Raw genomic sequence first — 24,388 nt, 5'->3', positions numbered from 1 at the left:
TCCTTCGGGTGTTTAAGTCTTGTTCGTTGGTGCGGATGGCTGCCGGTCACGACGCCGGACCGCGGCAGGGGTGGCGGGGCCCGCCTTTGGCAGGCCCCGCCGGAGTGTCGCAGCGTCAGAGTGCCTTCGCGGCCGCCCGCTGGTTGCCGAGGTCTTCGGTCCTCACCTTGTAGGTTTCCTTGACCCAGACTGCGGTGACTACGGCGGACACCAGGCAGCATCCAGCGGTGAAAGCAGCCACCGGGATCCAGCCGTTGGGACCCGGCTGGACGATCGCTGCGGCAATCGTGGGTGCGAAACCGGTGACCACGAGCCCGAGCTGCGAGGCCGTGGCCGCACCCGTGTAGCGGATCCGTGTCTCGAACATCTCGGCGGTCATGGAGGGTCCCAAGGGATTAACCAGTCCGTAGCCCACCGTCATGAAAAGAATGGCTGTGGCGAAGATCAGCGGTACGGAGGCAATGCTGATGGACCAGAAGAAGGCAAAGGCGGCCACGGCGCAGATCAGGTTCCCGGTAATGAAGACAGGTTTGCGGCCGATCCTGTCAGCGAGGATGCCGGCGTAGGGCTGGACCACGATGCCCAACGCAGCGGTCACGATTGTTACGGTCAGCATGACCGGGGCGGGCACGCCGAACTTCCCGGTGGCATACGCGAGGCCGAACGCGGCGAATACTGAAGAAACGACGCTCCACAAGCCGAACACGATGACCTTGAGGATGGTCGCCCAGTGATCCCGCAGGACAACCTTGATGGGGAGTTCGTTTTCGGCTTCGGCGTCCTTGGCCGCCTCGAACACCTCAGACTCGGGCAGGCGCAGCCGGATCCAGAGCCCGACGCCCACCACGACGATGCTGGCCAGGAAGGGCAGCCGCCAGCCCCACGACAGGAGGTCATCCTGCGGCAGCAGGGACACGGCCAGGAATGCCAGCGAAGCGAGCATGATTCCCGCAACCGCCCCGGTATTGACCCAGCTGGCATAGAACGCGCGTTTGTTGCTCGGTGCGTGTTCGAGGGTCATGGTGACGGCGCCAACGGATTCGCCTGCCGCCGAAGCACCCTGCAGTGCCCGCAGGACTACAAGCAGCACCGGCGCGGCGGCTCCGATCACGGCGGTGGGCGGCAGGCACCCGATCAGGAACGTGGAGATGCCCATGAGGACGAGGGTCAGGACCAGCATTTGGCGCCGACCGATGCGGTCACCAAAGTGACCGATGATGCCGGCGGCCAGCGGCCGGACCACGTAGCCGATGCCGATGGTGGCCATGGACAGCGTCATCCCCAGCGCGGGATCAATCCCGGGGAAGAAGATTTTGTTGAAGATCAACGCTGACGCTGAGCCGTAGATGAAGAAGTCGTAGTACTCAAGGGTGCTTCCGATGAAACTGGCTGCGGCGGCGCGGCGCGCGTTTCCGCCTTTGCCGTTCCCGCGGGCATTGCCCGTGGAAGGGTTGGATTCAAGTTCCTCCGACGTCGGCGTCGGCGGAATTATGGGACCTGCTGTCATTGCGGATCTCCTGGAAGGAAAGAAAAAGGAAAGGAAGACTATGGAGCTTCAGGCTGCTGAAGTGTTCACACCATGCCGGGATGTGGCTGGCATCACATTCTGAGTTTATGCGTATTTTTACACGGCCGTCAAGATTTATGCAAAGCAATTTGGAGCGGCCCCGCCTGCCTGCGAAGATGAACCGTGCCTGAAGACCTTGACGCTCACGCTGGAAACGAAGCCCATTCGGAGCCTGTCAGCTTTCCGCGGCCGTCGAAAGGTTCCGCGTCGCAACACCTGGTGGTCACCATGCTGGCGGACTACTGGCGGGAAGCTGACGCGTGGCTGCCGTCGCGGCTGATCCTGGCACTGGCAGCCGACCTCGACCTGAGTGCGTCGGCCACCTCGACTGCGCTGAGCCGCCTCGCGGGACGAGGGGTGCTCGAGCAGTCAAACGCCGGAAGGGCGTCGCGGTACAGATTCACCGAGGCTGCCAAGCGGAGGCTCAGGGTCGGCTTCAGGCAGGTGAGCGAGTTCGGAGCGGAGAACCGGCGCTGGGACCGCACCTGGACGGTAGTGGCCTTCACCATTCCGGAAAGCGCACGGGAGCTCCGCGAACTGCTGCGGTCCCGGCTGAAATGGCTTGGGTTCGCGCCACTCTACGGAGCGCTGTGGGTGTCTGCGTGGGATACCGCCGACGAGCTGGAATCTTCCTGCCGCGCCTTCGGCGTGGACAACTACGTCATCTTCCGCACTGCCGAATCGGAACTCCGCGGAAAGCCGCTCATCCAGGCCTGGGAACTGGACGAACTGCAGAAACAGTACACGCCCTTCATCGAAACCTACGGTCCGCGTGCGGCGGAATCACACGGCGGGATAGGGCTGAGGGAGGCCTTCCGGCTCAGGACTGAAGCCATGGACGCCTGGCGGGCCTTCCCCTGGAACGATCCGGGCCTCCCCTCGGAACTGCTCCCCGAAACGTTTCCGCTCTTCGAGGCTCGCCAGGCGTTCGTGCGGCTCTACGACTCCCTTGCGGACGCGGCACTGGATCACACGCGGGAAGTAGTCCGGGCAATCGCACCGGAACTCGGCGGGGCCGCGAAGGCAACTCGGATTGGCCAAGGCTGATCCTCCGTTTGCCGCCAAAAGCTCCCGGTCCTCAGGCAATCAGGTTGAGCGTGAGTTCCACGGCGCCGAGGAAGAGTGCCAGGACCGACGTGCCCAGCCCAGCCACCAGAAGCAGGCCGGGGTGGGCGAGACCCACCACAACACGCCTGAGTTCGGGCGAGTGCCGCAGGAATTTCTTGGGCAGCCGGGTATCTTGCGGGTTCTGGCGCCAGCCGCGGAGACGGCGCAGAAACCACGCACAGCGCACAATCAGCGCCATCCACAACACCGACACCACCAACGGGACCGCGGCCAGGAGCAGGTTGAACCCCAACGACGTCACCGCACGCTCCGAGTTCCCGGCCAGTGCCTGCACTGTTGTGGAAATCGAGGCGCTGGCCACCACGGAGAGGCCCCACACCATAAACGCAGCAGTCAGCGCAAGGAACCGGACAAAGAAGTGCGCCAGCACCGATTCTTTCTGCGGCTTGAGGTACCGGCGCGGGGTCGCATGGAGAACGGCCACAGTGCAGGCCAGCGTGGGAAGGGCGGCCATGCCCACAAACACGTACCAGGTCCAGCCGGCCAGGTTCACGAACTCGTCAACAACGATCAGCAACGCCCAGAAACCCGTCCACGTCCAGCCTGCATGGAGCGGATTCCGGACAAGCCCGGCAGGCAGCCGCTGGTGCAGCGGGACAGCCGGTGCGGTAGAGGGCCGGGAAACTGGATCCCCGACCCTCGTACTTGCGGGCGCAACAGCTCCCGGACCGACGCCGGGCGGGCGGTCCGGCAGGGCCGCTGAGTTGGCGTCCGGCGGCTCTTGCTCCCCCGTGCTCATGGGCTCACTGTAGCAATGCGGGAGGCGGGACCGTCGTCGTGGTCCGCGTACGGCGCAGGGCCAGCGAAGGGCCGCCCGGTATCGCCGAACGGAACACGAGCATATGCGCCTTGGATGCAGCGGCGTATGCCGCCAAAGCTGACTCACCCTGCCCAGCCTGGCTCCTTCAGCTGAATCGGCTGGAAGTTGGTGAGTCAGAATGCCGGGGCGCCGGGCTCGCCGAGGGGGTACTCACGCTGGATCTCGGCGACCTTCGGATCGTTCTCGTCGGCACCGTAGTCCGAGCTACGGGTGATGTCGACGCCGGTCGGGACCTTTAGGGCACGGAAGACCACGGACAGGACGGCGGCAACGATCAGGTTTATCGCAAATGCCACGACAGCGATGTAGACCTGAATGTCGGTTCCGGGGATGGCCGCGATGGAACCGCCGAAGTGGGCTTTCGTGACGGGGTTGACCACGTTGTAGGCCGCGATGGTGCCGTAGATTATTCCGGCCGCCCAGCCAATGAACAGCGCCCACCGGTGGAACCAGCGCGTGTACAGGCCCGCCACGATGGCCGGGAAGGTCTGCAGGATCCAGATGCCGCCGAGGAGCTGCATGTTGATTGCGGCCGACTGGTCCATGGCGATCACGAAGACCAGGGCACCGAATTTCACAACAAGAGAAGCGATCTTGGAGACTTTGGCTTCCTGCCGGGGTGCGGCGTCCGGCTTTATCAGATCCCGGTAAATGTTGCGGGTGAACAGATTGGCCGCAGCGATTGACATGATTGCGGCAGGAACAAGCGCGCCGATGGCGATGGCAGCCAGGGCGATTCCGGCGAACCAGCTCGGGAAGTGATCCAGGAACAGTTGCGGAACGACCAGTTGCGGATTGACGGCGCCGTTCAGGTCAATGGGTTTGGTGCCGGCGTAAATTGCTGCGTAGCCCAGCAGCGCCAGGAATCCCAGCATCAGAGAGTACAACGGCAGCACCGCGGCATTTTTACGGATCGTATTCCGGCTCTTGGTCGCCAGGACCCCGGTGATGGAATGCGGGTACATAAACAGTGCCAGGGCCGAGCCCAAGGCCAACGTCCAGTAGGCGGAGTAGCTGCCGGCACCCGGGATGAAGACGCCGGCGGGTTTGCCGGTGGCCGGATTGACAGCGCCCAGCTTCGCTTGGGCGGCGTCGAAAATGGTTCCCCAGCCGCCAAACTTGATCGGCAGGTAGATGACCGCGACAATCACCGCCAGGTAGATCAGCAGATCTTTCACAACAGCGATCAGGGCAGGAGCCCGCAGACCTGATGTGTACGTGTAGGCGGCCAGCACCACGAAGGCGATGATCAGCGGCATGTCAGTCAGCAGCGGGTTCTCCGCACTGCCTAGACCCAGGACTGTCAGTACCGCTTTGATGCCGACCAACTGCAGCGCGATGTATGGCATGGTTGCGACGATGCCCGTGACGGCGACGGCAAGGGTGAGGGCCTTGCTGCCGTAGCGGCCGCCCACGAAGTCAGCGGGTGTGACGAAGCCATGCCGGTGCGAGACAGACCACAATCGGCTCATCAGGAGGAACACGATCGGGTATAGCACGATCGTGTACGGCACCGCGAAGAACCCGCTCACGGCCCCAGTGGCCCACATTGCAGCCGGAACTGCCACAAAGGTATAAGCCGTATAAAGGTCCCCGCCGAGCAGGAACCACGTCACCCACGTGCCGAAACCGCGGCCCCCAAGGCCCCACTCGTCCAGGCTGTGCAGCCCTGTCTCTTTCTCCCGGCGCCAACGCGCAGCAACGAACCCCAAGGCGGCAACACCAAGGAAGAGAATGATCACAATGGTGAGGGCAACACCGCTAACGGGACGGTCCGTGACGGCCAACGGGACAGTGACGGCGCTCATGGCTCCTCCCCTGCACCGGTCGCGCTCCGCGCAGCCTGACGGCGGCGGCGGTCTTCCTTGGTAACCAGCCAGTACGAGGTCCCCACCAGGCCCGCAGTGACTGGAATCCACGTCATCTGATACCAGTAGAAAAACGGGATTCCCGCCAAACGCGGCTCATCGAGGGAATACGCAGGCACGAACAAGGGCACCACAATTGCGACAATCAGCAGGATTCCCGTGATGACGTACGGACCGGATTTCGCTGGCCCGCGTGTTGGCACATCAGGACTGGACATCGACGCCTCCTCATCGAGACGGGCCACCGCAGCGGGAAGGCTTCCCGGGACGTGCCGGCGGCCTCTGGACCGCGTGTCGCGGCGGTCCTTACCTGCCAGAATAGACACTCGGGTTGTTCTCCAACAGGGTTATTGGCGTCGGGTTTTGGCATCGTTCCGCGGGCGCGCGCCTCCGGCCGGCGAGGGGCTATGGCCGTCCGGATTCTGACACCGTTAGGGCTCGCGGACGTCAGGCTCAATCCAGAATTGAGCGCCTGCCTCCAGCAGCGTCAACCCCTTGCAGCGGTCCGCGACGTTTGTAGACTGAATCGGTATTCACCCCACTTTGGTTGGCTAGGGATGGGAATGAACATGTCGACCTTTCGGGATCTTCACAACACCTCGTTGCCACTGCTGCTGCCCAATGCGTGGGACGTAGGATCCGCCTTGGCGTTCGCTGCGGCGGGATTCCCGGCCGTCGGCACGACCAGCTTTGGAATTGCGGCAAGTGCCGGCCTGCCCGACGGAGGCCGGTCCAGCAAGGCGGTAACCGCAGCACTGGTGGGGCGGCTGTGCCGCCTGCCTGTCCACGTCACCGCGGACATCGAGGACGGATACTCCGACGACCCGGCCGAGGTAGCGGAACTTGTGGCCCAACTGGCTGCCTTGGGCGTGGCCGGGGTCAACCTGGAGGACAGCACCGCCGGGCACCTGGTCGATCCAGCAGCCTTCGCCAGCAAGGTTGCCGCCGTCAAGCGGCGCAGCCCTGCAGTGTTCATCAACGCCCGTGTGGACAACATATGGTTCGGCGAGGAGGCCACTGTGGATGCCGTCCTCGTCCAGGCCGGCATCTACGCCGACGCCGGGGCGGACGGGATCTTTGTTCCCGGGCTTGTGGTTCCGGAGGACATCAGGGTCATCACCGATGGTATCGGGCTACCGGTCAATGTGCTGGCGCATCCTTCCCTGACTGTTGCCGAGCTGGGCGATCTGGGGGTTCGGCGGGTCAGTTCCGGCTCCCTACCGTACCGGGCGGCAGTTGACGCGGCGGTGGGCGTGGTGAATGCACTGCGCGACGGCAAGCAGGCGCCGGCCGCCACACCTTACTGGGAGATGCAATCGCGGCTCGCATCTTTCGGCCACGACGCAACCCCATCAAGGAGGACACCATGACTGCCGAGATCCCCGCCATCGAGGCCCGGCTGCACGCAATGCTGAAGAATATCGGGAAGGCAACCGACAACACCCGCCAAGCGATGGAGTCACTCGGCGACGAGAACTGGGTGGAGGACGGCGAGTCCGATGCCGAATACCTGCGGGCCATCCAGCGGGACACCATCGCCAGGCTGGACGCTACCGCCCGGGACATCGAAGCCCTGCTGGCTCAGCCCCTGGACGGCTAGTCAGGAGGTGATTACACCCTTCGGAGTGTGCCCGGCCGGGCCGGACTGCGAACCCGCCGTCGAGAACATCGCGGTGGCTGAAACGCGTCCCACCGGGCAGGCCGGCGCCCTTATGTCCGGGCAGTTAACCGGCTGGTGCCACAACGTCCTCCAGCACTGACCTGTCGAAAAACCGGACCTCGCCGGTGGCCTCGAAGAACACCGGAACCACCGAGGTACTGGGGTCCTTGGACGTTTCGTAGATCTCAGCCGCACTCCCGTGCTTCCTGGCAATGGTTCCAACCAGATCGGTACCGCGAACCCGGACAGTTCGATATTTGTAGCTCATGGCGACCCCTTCGTCGGCTAGGGCAAACCCTACTCCGGGCAGTTCCCCTTTTGGGAGGTTCGCCCGATTTTCGCACGACGCTGCCAGCCCCGGGTATGGGCGGCCAGGGGTTGTGCTAACCGGCGATGACTGCCATTCTGCTGCCAGCACGCAGACGGCCCGGGAAAGGATCGGTCATGACAAGGGAGATCGTTAGGTCGGCCAACGCGCCTGTTTCACCGTTCTTTAGCCAGGGCGTCAAAGCGGGACCCTTCGTTTTTGTGTCCGGGATAGTGGGCACTCATCCGACCAACGGCCAGCTCGCGGGCAACAGCATCAAAGACCAGGCGCGCCAGGCTCTTGCGAACTGCGAGGCCATCCTTGAAGCAGCCGGGGCAGGGTTGGGAGACGTTGTCGAGGTCGGCGTCTTGCTCAGTGTTCCGTCGGATTTCGCGGGATTGAATGAGGAGTACGTACGGTGGTTCCCGCATGACCCTCCAACACGCTATGTTGCCAAGCTCGGCGTCGACTTACCGGGAATTCTCGTTTCGATCCGCATGACAGCCTTCATCAGCTGAGGCTCCCGGCATGAGGCGGCATCGACGTAGCCCACGTGAACCCCCACGACGTGCACATTCTCGGCAGCGAGCTCGATGCGCAGAGAATTTCAGGATGCCGGGGCTTGGCGTACTGGCCCCGGCGTTGTTGATAAGCACTGTTGTATCCGGGGCGGCCTCGACTGCCGCGCGGATGGATGTCGGGCCGGTGACGTCCAGGGTGAGCGGTACGATCCGTTCATCGTCCCAGGTGCGCGGGTTACGGGCCGTGGCATAAACCTTCCTCGCGCCGCGGGCGAGTGCTTCGTGGACGAAGTGGGTGCCGATGCCGCCGTTGGCTCCGGTGACGAGGACGACGGCGATATTCAGGGAGGGTCGTTCAGGTCAGCGCCCGAGCCCAGGCCTCGAGGCGTCGCTATTCAGATTCAATGGCGTCCAGGACGTCGGCTGCATACTGCGCGATGGTCATCCTGCGTGCTCGGCGCAATCCCCCAACGTGGCGCGCAAACGCGCGGGCGGTCGCCAATCCCATGCCGGAGCGGTCACTTTGGCAATCTGGCCGTGAAACCGTAGGTCGGATTCACCGGTGATGATCCTGTTGTCGGCAGCCTGGGAGACAGTGCGCGTCAGTGGCAGCCGCAGGAGGTGCGCAGCACCAGCTCGGCGGGGAAGATATTGGTCTGGGTTTCCTGTCCGGGCGGCGCCAGGAGGGCTTCCAAGGCGGCTTCTGCCATGTCCTTGACGGGTTGGGCGACTGTGCTGAGCCGGGGCCAACTGTATTCAGATTCGGGTGAGCCGTCGAAGGAGAAGACCGCCAGGTCCTCCGGTACTCGCAAGCCGCCCTCCTGGAGGGCGCAGAGCAGACCAACAGCCTGCTGGTCTGAGCTGACGAAGACTGCGGTGGGCCGCTCGCTGCGGGCCAGTAGCTCCTGCCCGGCGCGGTACCCGCCCTCACGGGTGAACGGAACCCGAACGATCGGGCCCGCACTGAGCCCGGCGTCCTGGATGCCCTGGTGCCATCCGACCTCGCGCGCGTCAAGTTCGCCGCCGGCGTTGGTGCCCATGACCAGTCCGATGCGCTCGTGGCTGTGGCTGATGAGGTGCTCGACCGCCATCCGCGCTCCGTCCTGGAAGGCTACTCCGACGGAGTTGGCGCCGCGGTTTCCCGCTCCGTGTTTCATGACGGCCGGGCTGCCTGCTGTGGCGAGGTCGGTGCTGTGGTTCAGGAGCACTACGGGAATGTCTGCCTGTTCAAGGTCCATCAGATCGGGATCGGACAGTTCGCTCCAGAGGAAAAGTCCGTCCACCCTCCGGGCGGCAAAGTTTTTTATGAGGCGGCGCTCTGTGCGCGGCGAACCCTGGGAGTCCGCCAGCAGGAGGGTGTAGCCCCGCTCGGCCGCGGCGTTCTCGACGGCGCGGGCGAGCGAGGCGAAAAACGGATTCAGGGCATCGGGGATGATCATGGCGAGCATCTCGCTGGAACCCAGGGCAAGTGCCCTGGCTGCCGCGTTGGGACGGTAGCCCAGCGCCTTGATTGCCTGCCGCACCTTGGCCTCGTTCGCAGGGGAAACTGCCCTGGGCCCGCCGTTGACCACGTAACTGACGACGGCGCTGCTGACCCCTGCCATCCGGGCGACGTCGTCGCGTGTGATGGGCTTGACGTGCGAGGTTGGGTGCGGCATGGCAACCATGCTAGCGGTGTTTCACTTGGCGGACTCGCGAAGTACCGGGCGGGGCAGCTCTGCCGGGGCGTCGCCGAAGTCTGGCACCTGCAGGCGTTCGCCGCCGCGCAGGGCGGACTGGTGGGCAATGATGCCGGGAAGCGTGTAGCGGGCCGCTTCCCAGGCGTTGACCGGAGGCAGTGTGCCGGTGTTAATGGCGGTGACGAAGTCGTCCACGAGGAAGTGATGGCTGCCCTCGTGACCGTTGGGCAGGCCCCGGAACTCCGCCGGCAGCCGCCCGGCGTCGTGCACGGGGGCCATGCCGGAAATAAAAGCGTCGCGCAGTGCAAGCGCGACGTCGGCCAACATGGGGTCGTCCGAGTCCATGGTGGCCTGGGTCTCGAGCTGGTCACTGATGTCGGTCACGGCGTGCTTGTCCTGCCAGACGCTGACCAGGGCGAGCTGTTCGAAGCTGGCCTCCGTACCGAAGTAGCGGAAGCGGCTCTCGCGCAAGTGGGAAGGGTAACCCACCCTCCGGAACTCGTTGATGCGCATGGACCCGCCGGCGGCGAGTTCGAACAGGGCGCTGGCGTTGGAGAAGTCGTTGCCGAACATGCTTATATCGCGGTCGAAGACGCCGTCGCCGCGCTCATCCCGGAAGCCGACACAGCTGACACTGACGGCGTGGGAGCCCGTTGCTCCGAGCACCCCGCCCACTGAGTGGGTCGGGTAGAGCATGGGCGGGTAGCTGGCGGTGCGCTTCCAGTTTTCTCCGCCACTGTACTGGTAGGCGTCGTAGAAGCCGAGGTCCATGTCGTGGACGTAGTCGCCCTCGGCGTAGAAGATCCGGCCGAAGGCGCCCTCGGCATTCTTCTTGCGGGCAAAAACGGTTGCCGGGTTGTAGTAGCTGGTCTCACCCATCATGTAAGTCAGGCCGGTCTCGCGGACCGCTTCGATAATTTCTGCAATCTCCTCTTCGGAGATGGCCATTGGGACAGCGGAGTATACGTGTTTGCCGGCCCGCAGCGCCTGCAGCACCAGCGGTCCATGTGTCCAGCGCTGGGTGAAGATCGCAACGGCGTCGACGTCGCTTTCAAGCATTGCCTCGAAGCTGTCGAAGGTCCCAGCCGCACCGGCGCTGCTGCTTTGGGCCTCTGCACGTTCAGTGATCAGGTCGGTGAAATAGATGTCTGAGGTTCCGGGGTGGGCGGCGAAGAGCTTGGCGAATACGCCCGCGAACTGTCCCGCACCAACGATTCCAATTGAAGAAGTCATGGGAAGAGTATGGACACAAAATCTACGCGCGTCAATAAAATATTCATTGGTAGTCAAAAACCCCCATAAATGGGAGGAATACTCTTGCGCCAACATAGCTACGCGCGTAGAGTAGCGGCCAAGTGTTATCTACCTCACAGGAGAGGGACCACAATAATGACCACCACTGCCGCCAGCCGGGCCGTCAGAGCCAGCGCTGCGCTTCACGAACCACCAGGACGGACCGCGAAGCCATTTTGGCGCCGGAACCACGGGGACCTGCGGATCGCCCTGTTCTTCATCGCGCCGGCGCTGGTCGGCTTTGTTGCGTTCTTCCTGGTGCCCACCATCCGGGGCGTTTACCTCAGTTTCACCGAGTACAGCATCCTGGGCGACCCCACCTGGATCGGCACCAAGAACTACACGGCCATCTTTGGCGATGAGCTGTTCTGGAATGCCATGGGAGTGACCCTTCAATACGTCGGGCTGAACATCGCATTCCAGACCGTGATCGCCCTCGGGCTGGCCCTCCTGATGCACCGGGTGGCCAAGTCAACATTCATCCGCGGCGCACTGCTCCTACCGTTCCTGGTGGCCAACGTGATCGTGGCCCTGCTCTGGTTCTGGATGCTTGACTACCAGATCGGCATCGTCAACGAAATCATCAATTGGCTCGGCCTGCCCCGGGTCGCCTTCTTCGGCAGCGAACAGTGGGCCATCCCCACGATCGCCGGCGTCAACGTCTGGCGCCACATGGGGTACACAGCCCTGCTGATCTTCGCCGGGCTGCAGTCCATCCCCAACCACGTCTACGAGGTCGCCTCGCTCGATGGCGCCTCCAACACCAGGACGTTCTGGAGCATCACCATGCCGCTCCTTCGGCCTGTGCTGGTCCTGGTCCTGGTGGTCACCGTGATCGGATCCTTCCAGGTCTTCGACACCGTGGCCGTGACCACCGGCGGCGGCCCCGTCAACGCCTCCAGGGTCATCCAGATGTACATCTTCCAAAAGGCCTTCGGCGAATCGGACTTCGGCTACGCATCGGCCCTGTCCGTCATTCTCTTCCTCATTCTTGCCCTGGTGGCCTTCGTGCAAATGAAGTTCCTCAAGGGCAACGAATCGGATCTGGACTAAGGAACCCCAGCCATGAGCACCTCCACACTTACCCGCAAGAAGTCCGTCAAGACCATTCCCGTCAGCAAGAAGCCGGTCAACTGGCGCCGCGTCGGAGCCTGGGCCGTGGTTGCCATCGCAGTCGCCGTCACGGTCGCACCCTTCCTGTGGATGCTCCGCACCGCGCTGTCCACCAATGCCTCGCTGGCCTCCAACGCCGGCAACCTGTTGCCCGCAGACTTCAGTCTCGGCGCCTTCAAACGGGTCCTCGGAATGCAGACCCCGGAAGAGGCCATCGCAGAGGGAGGCTCGGGAGCAGCAATCAACTTTTGGCTCTACCTGCGGAACTCGGTCATCTTCGCCACCGTCACCACCGCCGGGCAGGTGTTCTTCAGCGCGATGGCCGCCTACGCCTTTTCCCGGCTCCGCTGGCCCGGACGTAACGTGGTCTTCAGCCTCTTCCTGGCCACGATGATGGTCCCGCCGATCTTCACCGCCCTGCCCAACTTCCTCATGATCAAGAACCTGGGACTGCTCAACACGTTCGCCGGCATGACCTTGCCGTTCCTGTTCATGACCCCGTTCGCCATCTTCTTCCTGCGCCAGTTCTTCCTCAGCATGTCCCGGGAAGTCGAGGAAGCCGCCATGCTCGACGGCGCCAAGCACCTCCGGATCTTCTTCCAAATCGTGCTGCCCAATGCCGCCGCGCCACTGGCCACACTGGCCCTGCTGACGTTCATCGGCCAGTGGAACGAATACTTCTGGCCGCTCCTGGTGGGCCAGGACGAAAACGTCCGCGTGCTCACCGTCGGCCTGGGCGTCTTCAAATCCCAGTCCCCGCAGGGCGCCCCCGACTGGACCGGCCTCATGGCCGCAACGCTTGTGGCCGCACTCCCGGTGCTCCTGCTGTTCATCGCCTTCGGCAAGAAGGTGGTCAACTCCATCGGCTTCTCCGGCATCAAATAAAAAACGCTTTCCGCCACGCATCTCCCCGTACGCATCGAAAGGCCCATCATGAAGAAAACTATCGGCGTCGCAGCTGCCGCCGCAGCCATCGCCCTCGCACTGTCCGCCTGCGGCGGTTCCACCCCCGACTCCTCCGAGGCCAAGGGTGAACTCAACTACTGGCTGTGGGACTCCAACCAGCTCCCGGCCTACCAGCAGTGCGCTGACGATTTCACGAAGGCCAACCCCGACATCAAAGTCAAAATCACCCAGCGCGGCTGGGATGACTACTGGACCACCCTGACCAACGGGTTCGTCGCCGGCACCGCCCCGGACGTATTCACCAACCACCTGTCCAAGTACCCCGAGTTCGCCGCCAAGAAGCAGCTGCTCTCCCTGGATGACGCCGTGGCCAAGGACGGCATCAAGCTGGACAGCTACAACAAGGGCCTGGCCGAGCTCTGGGTCGGCCAGGACGGCAAGCGCTACGGCCTGCCCAAGGACTGGGACACCGTTGGCCTGTTCTACAACAAGGCCATGACCGACTCGGCCGGCCTGACCGCCGAGCAGATGGCGAACCTCGAGTGGAACCCTAAAGACGGCGGCAGCTACGAGAAGACCGTCGCGCACCTGACCGTGGACAAGAACGGCGTCCGCGGCGACGAGGCCGGGTTCGACAAGAACGCTGTGGCCGTCTACGGCCTTGGTCTGGAGTCATCCGGCTCGGGCCAGGGCCAAACGCAGTGGAGCTACCTGACCGCTACCACCGGCTGGACCCACACCGACATGAACCCCTGGGGCACCAAGTTCAACTACGACGACCCAAAGTTCCAGGAAACCATCGCCTGGTGGGCCGGCCTGGCGGACAAGGGCTACATGCCCAAGCTCGAAACAACGGTCGGCGCCAGCATGTCGGACAACTTCGGCGCCGGTAAGACCGCCATCAACACCACAGGCGACTGGATGCTCGGCCAATACTCCGGCTACAAGGGTATCCAGACCGGCATCGCACCCACCCCGACGGGACCGGACGGCAAACGCGCCAGCATGTTCAACGGCTTGGCCGACTCCATCTGGGCCGGCACCAAGAAACCCGCAGCAGCCACCAAGTGGGTTGAATACCTCGCCTCCTCCTCATGCCAGGACGTCGTAGCCTCCAAGGCCGTGGTCTTCCCGGCCATCATCAGCTCCTCCGAGAAGGCGGCCGAAGCATTCAAGGCCAAGGGCATGGACGTCACCGCTTTTACCCAGCACGTCAAGGACGGCACCACGTTCCTGTTCCCGATCGCGGACAAGGCAGCGAAGGTCGACGGCATCATGAAGCCCGCAATGGACGCAGTACTCAGCGGCAAGAAGCCTGCCAGCTCACTCACGCAAGCCAACGAACAAGTCAACGCCCTCTTCAAGTAACCATCCGTTGCCACGGAGACGGGGCACTCTCCCCGGGACTTCACCGTCCAGCTCCACCCGGGTGTCCCATTCTCTACTCCCACGCAGAAGGACAATGTCTATGAATCCGCTCTACCTCCGCTCCGCCGGCACCAGCCTGGTGATGAGCTTCGATAGCGGGGAGGCCGAAGTCATCCACTGGGGCGCGGACCTTGGCAGTATGCTGCCGGACCTCGCTATCCTCACAGCCGCTGTCCCGCCGTCGTCTATCGACGCCACTGTACCCACCGGACTCCTGCCCCAGGCGTCAGCCGGCTGGCGAGGCCGTCCCGCCCTCCGCGGCCACCGCATCGCCGACGGCGTCTCGGGCCTTGATTTTTCAGCCCGCCTCCGCGTCGTCAGCGTCACTGCCGAGGAGGCATCCGCGGTGATCGTTCAGTCCGACACCGACGCCGGCCTCATCGTCTCCTCCTCGCTGACGCTTCACAGCGGCGGCCTGGTGGAGCTGCGGCACACTGTCACCAACCAAGGCACCACGCCCTATCAGGTCGACGAACTGGCGACCGTCCTGCCTGTGGCTCCTGACGCCGGCGAGCTCCTTGACTTGACCGGGCGCTGGTGCCGTGAGCGCAACCCGCAACGGCGCTCCATCCAGCAGGGCACCTGGGTCCGCACCGGCCGGCACGGCCGCACCGGGCACGACTCTTCTCTCCTCTTCGCCGCCGGTACCGCCGGTTTCGGCAACCGGCACGGGAAGGTCTGGGCCACCCACCTGGCGTGGAGCGGCAACCACGAGCAGTTCGCCGACAGCATCGGGGACGGCCGCACCATGATCGGCGGCTCGGAGCTCCTCGGCCCGGCCGAGGTCATCCTTGAGCCTGGCGCCAGCTACACCACTCCTGCCCTCTTTGCCGCCTACTCCAGCCGGGGACTCGACGGCATCAGCGAGGCGTTCTACAGCTGGTTCCGTTCCCGCCCGCACCACGTGATGCCCGCGCCCGCTACCGGTCTGCCCCCCGGAAAGCCGCGTCCTGTGGTGCTGAACGTCTGGGAGGCCGTCTACTTCGACCACAACCTGTCCACCCTTATAGGGATGGCTGAGTCCGCTGCTGAACTCGGTGTTGAGCGTTTCGTGCTCGACGACGGCTGGTTCCGGGGGCGCCGTGACGACCGCGCCGGGTTGGGCGACTGGTATGTAGACGAAGTGCTCTGGCCCAACGGGCTCACGCCGCTCATCGATGCCGTGACCTCCCGCGGCATGGATTTCGGACTCTGGGTGGAGCCGGAAATGGTCAACCTGGACTCCGACATTGTGCGGGCCCATCCGGAATGGATCGTAGGTCCTTCTGCCGCCTCGTATAAGGACGGCGGCCGGCTGCCGCTGGAGTGGCGGCAGCAGCACGTCATCGACCTCGTAAACCCGGATGCCTGGCAGTACATTTACGATCGCATTGACGCTCTTCTGAGAGAAAACAACATCAGCTACCTCAAGTGGGACCAGAACCGTGATCTCCTGGAACACGGCCACGCCGGCCGCTCCTCCGTGCACGAACAAACCCTCGCTGCGTACCGGCTCTTGGACACCCTCCGTGCAGCGCATCCCGGCGTGGAGATCGAAAGCTGCTCCTCAGGTGGCGCCCGGGTGGACCTTGGAATTCTGGAACGGACAGACCGCATCTGGGCTTCCGACTGCAACGATGCGCTGGAGCGGCAGATCATCCAGCGCTGGACCGGCATGGTGGTTCCGCCGGAACTGGTGGGCAGCCACATCGGCCCCACGACTTCGCATACTACGGCGCGCACGCACGACCTGTCCTTCCGCGCCATCACCGCCATGTTCGGCCACTTCGGCGTGGAATGGGACATCCGCAGCGTCCAAGGCGCCGAGAGGGAGGAACTCAAACGCGTCATCGCCCTCTACAAAGAACACCGGAACCTCATCCACTCCGGGCGCATGGTCCGCGCCGACGTTGCCGACGACTCCCTTATGCTCCACGGTGTGGTGGCCGCCGAGGAGGGCAGTCAAAGCACGGCGGCGCTGTTCGCCCTGGTCAGCACGGGCACCGCCGCCGCGGAACAGCCGGGACGCATTGCTGTTCCCGGCTTGGCGCCGGACCGGGAGTACCGCGTGGAGGTCGTCTTCCCGTCTCCGGGTGACGCGGACTATTCGCACACGTTCACGCAGGTCCGCCCACCGGCCTGGCTGGCGGACGGCGCCGTCGCCAACGGGCGGTTCCTGGCCGAGGTCGGGCTGCCCATGCCCGCCCTCAACCCGGAACACGCACTGCTGCTGGAAATCACCGCACATTAACAACTGGACGGCCTGCCCCGCGTTCCCCTGCTCTCCGCAGCATCGGAAACCGCGGGGCAGCCTCCGAGTTAATCAACCAATCAGCAGGCACGCTCTCGAACGGGTTTGCGGTTAGCCGAGGATGGTCCGGTAGATGCCGGTATGGTCCAGGTCGCCGTAGCCCGCCTCGATCATGAGTTGGAAGGCGTTTCGGACGCTGGTAGCCAGCGGGAGGTTTATCCCGCGTGCCGAGGCAATCTCGGCTACGAAGTTGAGGTCTTTGAGCTGGTTTTTCGCTGATCCGCCTCCTTCGAAGTCCTGGTCGATCCAGCGTTGTCCCTTTTGGCGAAGCACTTCTGAGTTGGCAAGACCACCCGCCAGGACCGTTTGGACCTTCTTAGGGTCGAGTCCGGCAGCGCTTGCAAGCGCCATCGCTTCGGCCAAGGCCGTTACCGTGGCGGCGACGACGATCTGGTTGCACGCCTTCGCCGTTGACCCCGCGCCGGTTTTGCCAAAATGAACGGCTGTTGAGCTGTATAGCCCGAAGAGAGGGGTCAGTCGCTCCACGACATCGGCGGGACCGCCGACCATGATGCTCAGCCGGCCCTCTTCAGCGCCAATGGTTCCACCGCTAAGTGGTGCGTCCACAACCGTCACCCCCCAGTTGCGCAGGCATTCGTCGGCGAACTCCGCGACCGCCACTGGTGACACGGTTCCGTGAATCACGAGGATGGGATGTTCGATGCCTGCGGTTTTCCATCCTTTCAGGAGGCCGTCCTCGCCAGGAAGTAGAGCCGCAACCTGGGGAAGGTCGGGCAATACGGTCAGAACGACGTCGCTTGCGGCCGCGGCCGGGGCGGCTACGACGGTGCCTCCACCAATCGCACGGGCTTTTTCCGGTGTGCGGTTCCATAGGGTAAGGGGAACCTGGCCTGCGAGGATATTGCGGGCGATCGGAGCTCCCATTGGTCCGGTGCCGATGAGGGCCACGGACCCGGAGAGGCCGGGCTTTCTCTTCCCACTAATTGTCGGCGTTGTCATGTGGCTAGAAAGGGATCAGGCCGGCGAGGGCGGGAAGGAAGGTGCTGAACCACGGGACGGCGGCGAGCACAAGGAGGCCGAGGAACACTGCGATGAGGTATGGCCAGAAGTGTTTGAGGCTCTTTTCTACGGTTTCATGTGCGGTCGCGCAGGCGACATAGAAGCCCACGCCGGCCGGTGGTGCGAATGAGCCGATGCCCATGGAAATGATGAGGACCATGGCGTATTGGACGGGGTTGACCCCGAAGTCGACGGCGATCGGCAGGAGCAGCGGCGCGAAGATCAGTACAGCGGGAAGCCCTTCCAGCAGCTGGCCCATGATGATCAGCAGCACCACGGTGAACAGCATAAAGAGCAGCGGCGAGTCCCCCAGCCCCGACATGAGGTCGTGGATCTGCTGGGAGACACCTGCAAGGGCGAGCGTCTGAGCGAGCGGGGACGCGGCCGCGATGATGAACAGAACCATTCCCGCCGTCGTTGTCGTTTCCCGCAGTGTGTCACCAAGCAGGCGCTTGCTGCCGCGCCGGTACGCCGCGGCAAGGATAAAGGCGTAGGCGACGGCCACGGATGACACTTCGGTGGGTGTGGCGAAGCCGCTCAGGATGCCCACCACCATGCCCACAGGAAGGAGAAGAGTCGGAATCGCGAAGAAGGTTGCCGACCCGCGTGCACGCCAACTGGACTTCGGGCTGGCGACGCCGCCCTGCTTGCGGGCGCGGAAGAAGACTAGTGCCATGACACAGAGGGCCAGGAAGGCGGCGGGAACAAATCCGGCCAGGAAAAGTGTGGTGGTGGAGATGGTGGTGATGGATCCGAGGATCAGGAGCACGATGCTCGGCGGGATCGTTTCGCCCATAATGGCCGAGGCCGACAGCACGGCAACGACTTCGCCGCGGGGGTACTTGCGTTCTTCGAGCATGCCGCGCATCGTGGTGCCCACTGCCGCGACATCGGCCACCTTGGAGCCGGAGATGCCGGAGAAGACGTACATGGTCACGACGACCACCTGGAGCAAGCCGCCGCGGAGGTGTCCAATGAGTGTGTCGACGAGCTTGGCCAGCGGGAGTGTCAGGCCGGCGGAGTTCATCACGGTGCCGGCGAGGATGAAGAACGGGATTGCCAGAAGGACGAAGCCCTTGGCCCCGGAAGCCATTCCAATGGGGATAGCGCTGACTTCGGAAATACCGCCCAAATAAAGGTAGATCCCGGATGCCAGTGCAAGAACGAATGCGATGGGCAGGCCCAGGAACAGCAGCATGAACAAGATCAGAAGGACGACGCCGAGAAGGACGTTGGGGGCGGCGTAGTAGAAAAGCGGCTGAGCCCAAAGGACGAGAACAATCAGCCCGGCCGCGATTGCCGCGGCAGTAAGCGCGGAGCGGCGCTCCTGGCGCCACAGCTTGAGCAGGGCGAACCAGGCGATCAGCACCATGCCGACTGAGAAAGGCAGTGAGACCCAGAAAACGGGTAGCTGCAGGATCGGTGTCTTTTCCTCGATCTGCTGGACGAGAGTCGGAATGAACAGCGCAAATGCCCCTGCGCTCATAACGAAGACCAGCCAGTCGACCAGCGCTGCCAGGTAAGGCTTCCAAGCAGCGGGGAGTCGCATGATGAGCGCCTGAACGGACATGTGCGCCCCCTTGGGGTACGCGATGGCGCCGCCAATGAAAGCGATCGTCAGCAGTGCGATTTCTGAAACTTCCTGCGTCCAGAGCACCGAGTCGCCGGTGATTACCCTGACCATGATGTTCAGCAGGATGACGACGAGTTCCGCGAGGATGGCCGCGCCCACAATCCATTCGAGTGCCTTGTCAAGCCAAACGGCACCGCTCCAGCGCGGGGGGACGTGGCCGTGGTGGAGGATCTCTTCCGCGTCCGAGGGGAGGACCTCCTCGAGCTCCTCCGGAGTAGTGACGTGTTTCATGGGCTTCCAGACTGTCGACATTGAGAGTGGGGACTTTTCCTTGCGGGCGGCCCGGAGAGACGGTGGCTCTCCGGGCCGGCGGGGCTACTTGGTGGCAGTAAAAGCGATCGCCTGGTCGAAGAAGTCCTTGCCGATCAGCTGGGAGAAGGTCGGGTAAAGGCTCTTGGAGACTGCTTTGAATTCCTCCAGGCCGGAGGCGCTAAGCTCGTTGGATTTCATGCCCTTGGCGGTGAGTTCATCAAGCTGCTTTTTGGACTGCTCGGCGTCATAACCGGTCTTGAAAGTGGCGGTTTCTACCGAGGCGTCCGTGAGGGCCTTCTTCTGGTCATCGGTGAGGGTGTCCCACTTTTTCGAGGAGAGGGCGAGCACCCAGGCGTCGTTAATGTGGTTGGTCATCGAAACGTACTTCTGGACTTCGGAGAACTTGTTGGTCCAGGGCACCTCAATCGGGTTTTCCTGGCCGTTGATCGTTCCGGTCTGCAAACCGGTGAAGACCTCGGAGAACGCCATGGTGGTGGGGCTGGCACCGAGCTTGCTGAAGTAATCGGTCCACAACGGGTTACCGGGGACGCGGATCTTCAGTCCCTTGAGGTCGGCGGGCTGTTCGATCGGGCGAACCGAGTTGGTAATCTCCCGGCCGGTCCGGGTGAGGAAGGAAAGCGCGATCGTGTCTTTGGCAGCGAGCTTATCCTTCAGCGCCTGACCCGGCTTTCCTGCCAGGAACGCCGATTCCTCGGTGGTGTCTTTGAAGAGGTAGGGAATGCTGATGGCGTTCATTTCGGGTACGACGGCGGCGTAGACGGACGTCGACAGGATCAGCGCATCGAGGGAGCCGCCTTGCAGGCGTGTCACGGCTGCGTTCTGGTCTCCGCTGAAGCTCGTTCCGTTGGGGACCACGGTGACTGTCACGGATCCGTTGGACGTTTTCTTGACCTGGTCGGCGAAATGCTGGGCCGAGACGCCGACAGAGGACGTGAGGGGGTCAGGGATCGACAGCTGGATCTTGGCTGGCGGTGCTCCGCCCCCGGCGGGAGCTCCGGAGGCGCAGCCGGCAAGGACTGAGGCTGCGAGGGTACATGCCAGCACTCCGGTAAGGGCGCGGGTGGTGGATTTCATGTGTTGCCTTTCTTCATTGGAAGGAGTGTTGTTTCGGAGCGTGAACGACATCGGCTGACGTTCAATGCCGCCGTGGGGTCGGTGGGTCAGGCGCTGAGTGCGGACTCCGCGACCAGCGCTTCGGTTTCCCGGCGCAGCTCCAACGCTTGGGCAAGTGAGTCGTCCATGATGACGTCATCCCAACCCACGATTGCGCCCTTGGCAACGTCGTTGCGAAGTTCCACGTGGTGGGCCAGAGCCACCGGGAGGGCGCCGGTTGCGACGGAGTGCTTGGCCGAAACCAGCTGACCCCAGACCGTGTACCCGCCTTCGCCGTCGAGGAATTCGCCGGCTTTGAGGTCCTTCTTCGCCGTGGCCACGACGTCTCCGAAGAACCCGATCGGTGAACCCGTGGCGATGCCGCGAAGGGCCGCGTTGGCGATGGACATGTTCAGCTCGAGGCCCACGTAGTGGTAGGGGCGGTACAGTGCGGCGTACTGGCCCGAGGGGTCCGGGTGCCACGGGTACTCGGTGAAGCAGCCGGACACGTAGGCGTTCGTAGCCTTGACGACGACGAACACGCCCTCCTGGGTGTTGTGCGGGATCCAGGTGCCGTCGCGCTTGACGCTGGACATGACGTCGACTGTGCCTTCGTGGGCGAGGACTCCGCCGACGTCGGTGGGGCGGCAGATGGTGGCGATCTCCTCGACATCGCCTGGGGTAAACGTCAGCCCGGTGTCGGACGGGACCAGGCCGGCACCGTTGGCAACCGCAGCCATTTCGATCGAGGCCTTTGTGCCGTCCCGGAAGGAGGTGTGCATGTTCGGGTTCAGCTGGCCGGAATCGGTGAGTTCTTTGGAGAACTCCCAGTTCTCCCAGACGTTGTCCGGGTTCATCTCGTGATAGTGCTCGAGGAACTTTGCGCCCTTGCCGGCGCAGACAACGTCGAAGCCGCTGGTGCGCGCCCAGTCGACCAGTTCCATGATGAGGGCAGGCTGGTCGCCGTAAGCCATCGAGTAAACCACGCCAGCGGCTTCGGCGCGCTTGGCAAGGGCGGGACCGGCCAGTGCGTCTGCCTCTACCGTGACCATGATGATGTGCTTCTTCGTCTCAATGGCACGCAGTGCGTGCTTCACCCCGACGATCGGGTTGCCCGTGGCTTCAACAATGACGTCGATGTCTACATCAAGGAGCTCATCCGCGTTGGCCACGATAGTCGTGGTGCGGTTCCTCAACGCGGTAGCGATGTCCGGCGCGACCTGGTTCTTCGGCCATCCGACCAGGGCGAATGCACCCTCGGCGCGCTTGACGTTGATGTCGGCGATGGCGACCACGTGGATGCCCGGGATGTTGTTTGCCTGGGCGAGGTACATGGTGCCGTAGCGGCCAGCTCCGATGAGTCCGACTCGAACCGGGCGGCCTTCCTGCTCGCGGTCGCTGAGAAGTTTGTGGAGGTTCATGGGGATCTCTCTGATTGACGTTTCTCGTCGAGAAGGACCCTCCGCCTTGCTGGCGGAGCAACTTCGTCGTCGTGAATCTGGAATTTTGGGACCGAAGTGGAACCGGTTCCACTTTTTTACCAGCCGGTGATACGCTGTGTCAACAGTCACACCGGGACGCAAACGAAGGTTTCTCGGGAGCATCCCAGGGCTCACGCTCGGCCCTTGGTGATCGCTTGCCGGGTCAGGACCCTCACCGAGGAGGAAAAGTGAAGAAGGCGCCAACAATCCGCGATGTCGCGTCCGCGGCAGGAGTTTCAGTCTCGGTGGTGTCCCGGGTCCTGAACCCTGACTCAGGCCCGGTCGCGCCGGCCAAGCGCGAAACGGTGCTGCGGATCATTGATGAACTCGGGTACCGGCCCCGCGCCGCCGCCCGTGAACTCAGCGTCGGCCATACTCCAACGATTGGCTTGGTGGTAGCCGACCTGGCCAACCCCTTTTTTGCGCAGCTGGCCGACCGCGTCGTCTGGGAGGCCCGCAGCCACGGCGTGCAGGTGATGGTGATGACAACCCAGGAAGACCCACACCTCGAAGCCGACAGCCTGGACACACTCCTTGACCGCTCAGTCGGAGGAGTCATTGCCACGCCCACCGGAGCAAACATTGAGAAGTGGGCGCGCCTCCAGTCCCTGGGTGTAAACGTCGTCTTCGTCGACCGCGCCATTCCCGAACTCGCAGACGTCGACGTCGTGAGCATCGAAAACGTAGATTCGGCCCGTCGCGCCACGGAACACATGCTCGGCCTCGGACACAGGCGTATTGGCCTCATTACCGGGCCCGTCAGCACCTCAACGGGGCGGTCCAGGATAGAGGGCTACCGGAGCGCGCACAACAACTTCTCTGTCAGCGTGGACCCCCAGCTCATTCGGGATGTAGCGTTTCGGGGAGACGGCGGGGGTGACGCAGTGGGATCTCTTCTCGCTCTGCCGGACCGCCCCACCGCGCTCATTGTGGCCAACACCGCCCAGGTTCAGAGCTCCGTTCGACGCCTTGTCCAGATCGGCGTGCGGATCCCTGACGACCTGTCGGTCATTGTCTTTGACGACAACCCTTGGACGGAACTGACCAGCCCGCCGTTGAGCGTGATCCGCCAGCCGATCGACATGCTCGCGGTGCACTCCCTGGAGCTGGTCCTGGGAAGGATGCAGGGCCGGCTCCCTCCAGCCCCCCGCACGATTGAAGTAAAGGCCGACTTCGTCCCACGCAGCAGCTGCTCATCCCTCACGCTCTCCCCCACCAGATAAGGAAATCCCATGACCGTCATTGTCACTGCCGTATTCACACCCCAAGAAGGGGCATTCAGCCAGGTAGCTGCGGCCCTCTCCCCCGCCATCGCTGAAGTGCATGAGGAGCCCGGATGTCTGCTGTACGCCATCCACGAAGCGCCTAACGGCCAGATCGTCATGATTGAAAAGTGGGAAACGGCTGAAATGCTCGACGCCCATGGTGCGGGGCCGGCCGTTAAACGCCTTAATGCTTCGCTCAACGGCCTCCTTCAGGTACCTGTCGAAGTTACGCGCCTCTCACCGATTCCCGCAGGGACCGAGCACCAAGGGACGCTGTAATAGAACCCGCCCTACTCGTGATGGGACTGTCGGGAGCCGGAAGTCCACTGTTGGGGAAACGATGGCCGAACGCACGGGCCAACGTACCGCATCACGGACTTAAGTGGCTCCGGCCAACTACGGACCCTTTAGCAGGACCCCGCAGGAAGAACGCTTACCCCTCCGCCGTGAGAATAGTCGCCGATATAAGCGGTGCCGTCGGCGTCGATGACGACGCTGAGAGGGGTTCCCCCAACATCAATCTGATCCCCGGATGCCATTGAGGGGCCAGCACCAACCAACAAGATGCTTCCAGCGACAGCCACGTACGCGGTGAACCGCATACCCCACCCCCAAACCGATGAAATAGAAGAATGCCTCCGATGAGCATACTGCCGGAGAATTACGACGGCGGCGCGTCCGAGCGCGGGACCGGGTGCCTAAAAAGTGAAGCCCGGCGGGAGTCTTGATGTTGCGCCCGATGGATCAGAAGAGAGACACCACTCCTACCGGCGGTTGCCGACTTCTTTGTGCCAGTACCTGGCGTTCTCGCTCCCGGTACGGAGTATTGCATCGGGCTTCCATTGGGCAGGCCAAAGTTGAAGGAGGTACTCATCGACGGCGCCCTCTGCGAATTCCCCGGAGTGCCCTTCATCCCGCCCCTTCGCACTGACACGCAGCCGGTAGGAACCGGGCGGAATACCTATTGGTCCAGTGTTCTCGCCCGCCCAGGTACTCCAGACCATGTCGCGCCCTTCCGGAAGCGTGATGGTTACCTCGACGTTG

The 24,388-nt window shown here is 63.5% G+C and carries 21 protein-coding genes and 1 pseudogene; 10 read left to right on the top strand and 12 right to left on the bottom strand.

The features are described 5' to 3' along the window. Positions 1-115: 115 nt before the first annotated feature. On the bottom strand, positions 116-1,507 hold the full coding sequence (locus tag AB4Y73_RS07390) for an MFS transporter (RefSeq protein ID WP_441870424.1): 1,392 nt from the start codon (positions 1,505-1,507) through the stop codon (positions 116-118). Positions 1,508-1,690: 183 nt separating this feature from the next. Between AB4Y73_RS07390 and AB4Y73_RS07385 the strand changes: the two genes are divergently transcribed. Next, the gene (locus AB4Y73_RS07385) at positions 1,691-2,614 is read left to right on the top strand and encodes a PaaX family transcriptional regulator (RefSeq protein ID WP_441870422.1); all 924 of its coding nucleotides are present in this window, start codon (positions 1,691-1,693) and stop codon (positions 2,612-2,614) included. Positions 2,615-2,645: 31 nt separating this feature from the next. On the opposite strand, the gene AB4Y73_RS07380 is transcribed toward AB4Y73_RS07385, so the two are convergent. From AB4Y73_RS07380 to AB4Y73_RS07370, 3 genes are all read right to left on the bottom strand, one after another. Continuing rightward, positions 2,646-3,434, bottom strand: a complete 789-nt coding sequence (locus AB4Y73_RS07380; protein ID WP_441870420.1) for a hypothetical protein — start codon at positions 3,432-3,434, stop codon at positions 2,646-2,648. A 194-nt stretch (positions 3,435-3,628) separates the two neighbouring features. Then, complete coding sequence (gene mctP / locus AB4Y73_RS07375) at positions 3,629-5,323, bottom strand: monocarboxylate uptake permease MctP (RefSeq protein WP_441870418.1); 1,695 nt, start codon at positions 5,321-5,323, stop codon at positions 3,629-3,631. Then, a complete protein-coding gene (locus AB4Y73_RS07370) occupies positions 5,320-5,601 on the bottom strand; it encodes a DUF3311 domain-containing protein (RefSeq protein WP_441870416.1) in 282 nt (93 codons plus the stop codon). Before AB4Y73_RS07370 ends, mctP begins: the two co-directional genes overlap by 4 nt. Positions 5,602-5,946: 345 nt before the next feature. On the opposite strand from AB4Y73_RS07370, the gene AB4Y73_RS07365 reads away from it, so the two are divergent. Further along, positions 5,947-6,753: an isocitrate lyase/PEP mutase family protein gene (locus AB4Y73_RS07365; protein WP_441870414.1), complete on the top strand. Its 807-nt coding sequence runs from the start codon at positions 5,947-5,949 to the stop codon at positions 6,751-6,753. Continuing rightward, the gene (locus AB4Y73_RS07360; protein ID WP_441870412.1) at positions 6,750-6,983 is read left to right on the top strand and encodes a hypothetical protein; all 234 of its coding nucleotides are present in this window, start codon (positions 6,750-6,752) and stop codon (positions 6,981-6,983) included. Before AB4Y73_RS07365 ends, AB4Y73_RS07360 begins: the two co-directional genes overlap by 4 nt. A gap of 124 nt (positions 6,984-7,107) precedes the next feature. Here the strand turns inward: AB4Y73_RS07360 and AB4Y73_RS07355 are convergent, their stop codons facing one another. Next, positions 7,108-7,311 (bottom strand): hypothetical protein, encoded by a 204-nt coding sequence (locus AB4Y73_RS07355; RefSeq protein ID WP_441870410.1) that lies wholly within the window; start codon positions 7,309-7,311, stop codon positions 7,108-7,110. A 176-nt stretch (positions 7,312-7,487) separates the two neighbouring features. Between AB4Y73_RS07355 and AB4Y73_RS07350 the strand changes: the two genes are divergently transcribed. Then, positions 7,488-7,868: a RidA family protein gene (locus AB4Y73_RS07350; protein WP_441870408.1), complete on the top strand. Its 381-nt coding sequence runs from the start codon at positions 7,488-7,490 to the stop codon at positions 7,866-7,868. A 90-nt stretch (positions 7,869-7,958) separates the two neighbouring features. Here the strand turns inward: AB4Y73_RS07350 and AB4Y73_RS07345 are convergent. The 3 genes and pseudogenes from AB4Y73_RS07345 to AB4Y73_RS07335 all read right to left on the bottom strand — a co-directional run. Continuing rightward, positions 7,959-8,216, bottom strand: a pseudogene (locus tag AB4Y73_RS07345) (SDR family NAD(P)-dependent oxidoreductase); the annotation flags it as partial. Positions 8,217-8,473: 257 nt separating this feature from the next. Continuing rightward, the gene (locus AB4Y73_RS07340) at positions 8,474-9,538 is read right to left on the bottom strand and encodes a LacI family DNA-binding transcriptional regulator (RefSeq protein ID WP_441870406.1); all 1,065 of its coding nucleotides are present in this window, start codon (positions 9,536-9,538) and stop codon (positions 8,474-8,476) included. Between the two features lie 12 nt (positions 9,539-9,550). Beyond that, entirely contained in the window at positions 9,551-10,783 is a 1,233-nt protein-coding gene (locus AB4Y73_RS07335; RefSeq protein WP_441870404.1) for a Gfo/Idh/MocA family protein, read from the bottom strand. 156 nt (positions 10,784-10,939) lie between these two features. Between AB4Y73_RS07335 and AB4Y73_RS07330 the strand changes: the two genes are divergently transcribed. From AB4Y73_RS07330 to AB4Y73_RS07315, 4 genes are all read left to right on the top strand, one after another. Beyond that, positions 10,940-11,896, top strand: a complete 957-nt coding sequence (locus AB4Y73_RS07330; RefSeq protein WP_441870402.1) for a carbohydrate ABC transporter permease — start codon at positions 10,940-10,942, stop codon at positions 11,894-11,896. Positions 11,897-11,908: 12 nt separating this feature from the next. Beyond that, positions 11,909-12,841: a carbohydrate ABC transporter permease gene (locus AB4Y73_RS07325; protein ID WP_441870400.1), complete on the top strand. Its 933-nt coding sequence runs from the start codon at positions 11,909-11,911 to the stop codon at positions 12,839-12,841. 48 nt (positions 12,842-12,889) lie between these two features. After that, positions 12,890-14,230 carry an ABC transporter substrate-binding protein gene (locus AB4Y73_RS07320; RefSeq protein WP_441870398.1) on the top strand — a complete coding sequence of 447 codons (1,341 nt, stop codon included), beginning with the start codon at positions 12,890-12,892 and terminating at the stop codon, positions 14,228-14,230. A gap of 100 nt (positions 14,231-14,330) precedes the next feature. After that, positions 14,331-16,520 (top strand): alpha-galactosidase, encoded by a 2,190-nt coding sequence (locus AB4Y73_RS07315; protein WP_441870396.1) that lies wholly within the window; start codon positions 14,331-14,333, stop codon positions 16,518-16,520. A gap of 111 nt (positions 16,521-16,631) precedes the next feature. Here the strand turns inward: AB4Y73_RS07315 and AB4Y73_RS07310 are convergent, their stop codons facing one another. From AB4Y73_RS07310 to AB4Y73_RS07295, 4 genes are all read right to left on the bottom strand, one after another. Beyond that, positions 16,632-17,540 (bottom strand): NAD(P)-dependent oxidoreductase, encoded by a 909-nt coding sequence (locus AB4Y73_RS07310; protein ID WP_441870394.1) that lies wholly within the window; start codon positions 17,538-17,540, stop codon positions 16,632-16,634. A gap of 4 nt (positions 17,541-17,544) precedes the next feature. Further along, positions 17,545-19,464 (bottom strand): TRAP transporter large permease, encoded by a 1,920-nt coding sequence (locus tag AB4Y73_RS07305; protein ID WP_441870392.1) that lies wholly within the window; start codon positions 19,462-19,464, stop codon positions 17,545-17,547. An 84-nt stretch (positions 19,465-19,548) separates the two neighbouring features. After that, positions 19,549-20,580: a DctP family TRAP transporter solute-binding subunit gene (locus tag AB4Y73_RS07300; RefSeq protein ID WP_441870390.1), complete on the bottom strand. Its 1,032-nt coding sequence runs from the start codon at positions 20,578-20,580 to the stop codon at positions 19,549-19,551. Between the two features lie 86 nt (positions 20,581-20,666). Beyond that, complete coding sequence (locus AB4Y73_RS07295) at positions 20,667-22,019, bottom strand: NAD(P)H-dependent oxidoreductase (RefSeq protein WP_441870388.1); 1,353 nt, start codon at positions 22,017-22,019, stop codon at positions 20,667-20,669. Positions 22,020-22,267: 248 nt separating this feature from the next. On the opposite strand from AB4Y73_RS07295, the gene AB4Y73_RS07290 reads away from it, so the two are divergent. Continuing rightward, complete coding sequence (locus AB4Y73_RS07290; protein ID WP_441870386.1) at positions 22,268-23,302, top strand: LacI family DNA-binding transcriptional regulator; 1,035 nt, start codon at positions 22,268-22,270, stop codon at positions 23,300-23,302. Positions 23,303-23,311: 9 nt separating this feature from the next. Beyond that, positions 23,312-23,623, top strand: a complete 312-nt coding sequence (locus tag AB4Y73_RS07285; protein WP_441870384.1) for a putative quinol monooxygenase — start codon at positions 23,312-23,314, stop codon at positions 23,621-23,623. Positions 23,624-24,388 lie beyond the last annotated feature (765 nt).

It is taken from the genome of Pseudarthrobacter sp. TAF60_1, from assembly GCF_052113505.1.
GTDB lineage: Bacteria > Actinomycetota > Actinomycetes > Actinomycetales > Micrococcaceae > Arthrobacter.
This window is presented reverse-complemented; position numbering and strand designations above follow the sequence as displayed.